Raw genomic sequence first — 2,570 nt, 5'->3', positions numbered from 1 at the left:
TAGAGCATAATCTGATCTAATAGGTTCATTTTAAGATTCCCATACTGGTCGAAATCTGATTCATACTATGTGCCGGTATGGAGGCCGGCCCGTATGACCCGAGCCCTGTCTGCTGACCTTCGCCGCCGCACGATTGCGGCTGTTGCCTCTGGCATGACCCGTCGTGCGGCGGCGGTTCGTTTTGGTGTGTCTTCGTCGAGCGTTATCCGCTGGGTTGCCGAGTGGCAGGCCAGCGGTCGTGACCATGCGCTTAAACAGGGCGGTGATCGCCGTTCTCACCGGATTGAAGCGTGGTCAGCCTTCCTGCTAGCCGCGATTGAAACAAAGGCCGATATTTCCCTTGTCGAACTGGCGGAGACACTTGCAGCGGAACACGGTGTCCGCTTTGCGCCGAGTACGATCTGGCGCTGTCTCGACCGTCACGACATGACCATCAAAAAAAACGGCGCACGCCAGCGAGCAGACACGGCCCGACGTCGCACAGCGGCGCGAGGCCTGGTTTGACAGTCAGCCTGACCTTGATCCGGCCCGTCTGATCTTCATCGACGAAACAGCCGTCTCAACGAAGATGGCCCGCCTGCGGGGGCGGTCACAACGGGGCACGCGCTGTCGGATGTCCGTGCCCCACGGGCACTGGAAAACCACGACGTTCATCGGCGGGCTGCGCCTCTCCGGCATGACAGCACCGATGATGCTGGACGGCCCAATGACCGGCGAATGGTTTGCCGCCTATACCCGCAAGGTGCTCGTTCCAACCCTGTCGCCGGGAGACGTCGTCATTCTGGACAATCTGCCCGCCCATAAAGGAGCCGCTGCCCGCGAGGCTGTGGAGGCAGTCGGCGCCAGGTTGTTGTTCCTGCCGCCCTACAGTCCTGATTTCAACCCGATCGAAAACATCTTCGCCAAAATGAAGGCGTGGATCAGACGGGTGGCACCGCGAACCCTCGACGCTCTTCAAAATACCGTCTGTGGAGCAATTGACGATATCTCTCATCGCCAGGCCGCAGCGTGCTTCACCGCCGCTGGATATGAACCAGACTGATCGGATTATGCTCTAGCTGGCACATTCGCGGTACTCATTGGGCAGGACACCCGCTCTAAGCACAAGTACGTGCGTTGGGAGATGGAGGTAGCTCTGGAAAAGGGCTGCCGGATAATTGGCATCAACCTCGATGGATCGCGATATATGGTAGATGCTACGTGCCAGCCGATTATCAAGAATATTGGTGCCATATTTGTTCCCTTTTCTCCAAAGATCGTAGCGTATGCGCTTTCAAACTGGAACATGAGGGCGACGGATAACTGGTCCTATAAAGATGAGGTTTACCAGCAGCTCGGATATAAATGACAGGAATTTAGCCGTATGCAGGAGCAGGATTTTCCCGCGCTTTATCGGTCTGCAGATGATTTATCTCTGAAGTCGCAGCAGCACTTCTTTCTCGCGTTGAGCGTGCACCTTGTGACGCTTGTGGTTGCTGCTGTTCTTTCAATTATCAGCGTTTCTCACTGGTCTATCGCGGTAGCCCAGCTTCTTGCCTTTCTGGGCGCACTTGGTTGCTCGATATATTTATTTGCAATGCGTCCGGACCAACTTTGGTATGCAGGTAGAGCTGTGGCCGAATCCATCAAGACCATTACCTGGCGTTATGTTTCCCGAGCGGAGCCATTCCAAGGAGATGATGCAAGTGCTCATAGTGAGTTTCGCCGGACGTTAAAGCAAATTGTCAAGCAGAACCGAGAGGTATGCCAGTCGCTGACAAGACATCTTGATGGTCAGCAGTTCACGCCTGTTATGGAAGCAATGCGTGGCAAAGGTCTAGCCCATCTTATTCACGGGGGCGGTCGAGACTGGGCGGCGGGTATCGCCTAAGCTTTTGATTGGGTTTACGAATTGGGTGTCAAAGCCATCCGTTTCTCCGATCACGCCGAGCCACACCCGCCATGTCCGACGATACGAGCCAGCCGTTCCTGTTTCCAGCCATCCGACACAAGAAAATCACGGCTGATTTTGATGGTGGCCGGATCACCTCGGATGGTGGTGTCCTGTTGCTGGCTGCCGCCGAGCGGCGGATCGGCATGGCCGATCGCCTCGCCCGGCTCATAGCCGATCCACGCAATCCGCGACGGGTGACACACGGGGTGGCCGATATTCTGCGCGCCCGTATGCTGGCCATTGCCTGCGGCTACGAGGACGCCGACGACCTCGATCACCTGCGGTGCGATCCGGGTTTCAAGCTCGCCTGCGGACGACTGCCCGATACGGGTCGGGATCTGTGCTCGCAACCCACGATCTCGCGTTGGGAGAACGCCCCGACTTTGCGCGAGGTCATTCGCCTGACCTATGCCCTGGTCGATACATGGTGCGACAGCTACGCCCGGCCACCCGCCGCGGTGACGCTCGACATCGACGATACGGTCGATGTGGTGCACGGTCATCAGCAACTCGCCCTGTTCAACGCGCATCATGACGAGCGGTGCTTTATGCCGATCCATGTTTACGATGCCGCCACGTCGAGGCCGGTTGCCATTATCATCCGCCCGGGCAAGACCCCGTCCGGACAGGAAATTCG

The 2,570-nt window shown here is 57.4% G+C and carries 4 protein-coding genes; all 4 read left to right on the top strand.

What is annotated here, in order from left to right; genetic code table 11:
- The first annotated feature begins 93 nt into the window (after positions 1 to 93).
- A protein-coding gene (locus GEU01_RS25235) for an IS630 family transposase (RefSeq protein ID WP_240906627.1) occupies positions 94 to 1,042 on the top strand; the annotation gives its coding sequence in 2 pieces (ribosomal slippage) (positions 94 to 434 and positions 433 to 1,042; 951 coding nt in all).
- Between the two features lie 36 nt (positions 1,043 to 1,078).
- Positions 1,079 to 1,348 (top strand): TIR domain-containing protein, encoded by a 270-nt coding sequence (locus GEU01_RS27375; protein WP_081500049.1) that lies wholly within the window; start codon positions 1,079 to 1,081, stop codon positions 1,346 to 1,348.
- A gap of 15 nt (positions 1,349 to 1,363) precedes the next feature.
- Positions 1,364 to 1,870, top strand: coding sequence for a DUF4231 domain-containing protein (locus tag GEU01_RS23650; RefSeq protein ID WP_019087555.1), 507 nt, complete (start codon positions 1,364 to 1,366; stop codon positions 1,868 to 1,870).
- Positions 1,871 to 1,941: 71 nt separating this feature from the next.
- Positions 1,942 to 2,570 (top strand): IS1380 family transposase (locus tag GEU01_RS20715; RefSeq protein WP_019086699.1); only part of this gene is annotated, 629 nt, incomplete at its 3' end.

The sequence above is a fragment of the Komagataeibacter europaeus LMG 18890 genome, from assembly GCF_000285295.1.
GTDB lineage: Bacteria > Pseudomonadota > Alphaproteobacteria > Acetobacterales > Acetobacteraceae > Komagataeibacter > Komagataeibacter europaeus.
This window is presented reverse-complemented; position numbering and strand designations above follow the sequence as displayed.

Bases quoted from the DNA above. Each gene is read 5' to 3' on its own strand.
- GEU01_RS23650 (WP_019087555.1), top strand. From the start codon at position 1,364: ATGCAGGAGCAGGATTTTCCCGCGCTTTATCGGTCTGCAGATGATTTA.